The 1,808-nt window shown below is 63.3% G+C and carries 1 protein-coding gene; it reads left to right on the top strand.

Annotated elements, in window-relative coordinates; genetic code table 11:
• Nucleotides 1-96 precede the first annotated feature (96 nt).
• The gene (locus DWV11_RS13300) at nucleotides 97-1,755 is read left to right on the top strand and encodes an APC family permease (protein WP_115789406.1); all 1,659 of its coding nucleotides are present in this window, start codon (nucleotides 97-99) and stop codon (nucleotides 1,753-1,755) included.
• The last annotated feature ends 53 nt before the right edge of the window (nucleotides 1,756-1,808 follow it).

Below are 1,808 nucleotides of genomic sequence, written 5' to 3' on the forward strand. Positions count from 1 at the left end.
CGAACCCCACGGCTTCTTCAACCAGAACCCCACCCTGAACCTGCCCACCGAAACCCGCGGCACCACCGGCGGACACTGCAGCAACGGAGGAGAACGATGAGCCGCCAGGACACAAGCCGGAAAACTCCCGCCAAGAACGACTCGAAACCGGGTGCCCTGAAGGCCAACACCCTGGGGCTGTGGGATGTGGTCTTCATGGCCGTGGCGACCTCCGCGCCGATCACCGTAATGAGCGGAAACGTTCCGTTCTCGGTCGGATACGGGGTGGGAACGGGAACTCCGGCCACCTACATCTGGGCCACCGTCATCCTGTCGGTCTTCGCCATCGCATATGTCACCATGGCCCGGTACGTGACCTCGACGGCCGCGTTCTACGGATTCATTTCCCGCGGCCTGGGGCGTGTCCTCGGCCTCGGAACCGGCTTCATGGTCACCTTCGGCTACATCGTCTTTGAAGCCAGCATCATCGGCATCTTCTCCTACTTCGGCCATTTGGCCTTCAAGGACCAGCTGGGCCTGGACATCCACTGGGTGGTGTTCGCCCTGTTCGGACTCGTGACCATCGGTATCCTGACGTTCTTCGAGATCAGCATGGCGGCGAAGATCCTCACCCTGCTGCTGTTCACCGAGATCGGGATCCTGGCGATCATGGCCTTCGGGGTCCTCTTCCACGGCGGCGGTCCGGACGGGCTCATGCCCGAGACGCTGAATCCGACGGCGGCGTTCCTGCCCAACGGCCTGCAGGCCGCGGCGCCGGGCTTGGCGATGTTCATCGCGTTCTGGTCCTGGACCGGCTTCGAATCGACAGTCATGTACGGCGAGGAGTCGAAGAACCCGCGGAAGATCATCCCGATCGCGACAATGATCGCGGTGACCGGCGTCGGCGTCTTCTACACTTTCGTCTCCTGGATGTCCGTCTCCGGTAACGGTGCCGCCGGCGCCATTGGACTGGCGCAGAGCGCCAACCCGCTGGACATGTTCTTCCACCCCACGGACGTCTTTGTCGGCCACGGCTGGGTCCTGGTCATGGAGTGGCTGATGATGACCGGTTCCTTCGCTTGCGCAATGGCCTTCCACAACGCCGCATCACGGTACATGTACTCGCTCGGCCGGGAGTCGATCCTGCCCAGCATCCTGGGCCGGACGCACAAGAAGCACGGCTCGCCGCACGTGGCCTCGTTCCTCCAGACCGGTATTGCGATCCTGTGGATCCTCGGATTCTGGCTCTTCGAGAAGGACCCGTACCTGGACCTCTTCGTCCTCCTGGCCGTGCTGGGCACCTTCTCCCTGACCATCGTCCAGACGATCACCATGGGCGCCGTCTTCAACTACTTCCGAAAGCACCATCCGGAAGAGAACTTCTGGCGCACCAAGGTGGCCCCCATTGTCGGCGGGGCCGGCATGCTCGGGGTGGTGATCCTCATGTGCCTGAACCTTGACACGGCAGCCGGACCTGCGGCGTCGTCACTGCTGTTCAAGCTCATCCCGTACATCACGGCGGGCCTCTTCATCGCCGGCGCGGGCCTGGCTCTCTACCTGCGGAAGAAGGATCCGCTGAAGTACGAAACCATCGGCCATGTGGTCCTTGCCGAGGACGGTCACGGTCCGGTCCTGGACGAAGAGGATGACGCCCCGCTGCACCCGATCGACCTCGACGACGTCATGGAGCTGAAGCGCCAGCACGACGCCGGTGATCTGGACCTCGAGCTCGACGAACTTGAACACGAAAAGAAACTGGAGCTGGAGAAGGACTAGCCCTTCACAGCCAGCCCCCGATGCCGCCTCGCGGCGGCATCGGGGGCTCGCCC

The organism is Arthrobacter silvisoli, assembly GCF_003369445.1.
GTDB classification, from domain to species: domain Bacteria; phylum Actinomycetota; class Actinomycetes; order Actinomycetales; family Micrococcaceae; genus Arthrobacter; species Arthrobacter silvisoli.

Excerpts from the sequence above, each read along its gene's own strand:
- DWV11_RS13300 (WP_115789406.1), top strand. The coding sequence starts at position 97 with ATGAGCCGCCAGGACACAAGCCGGAAAACTCCCGCCAAGAACGACTCG.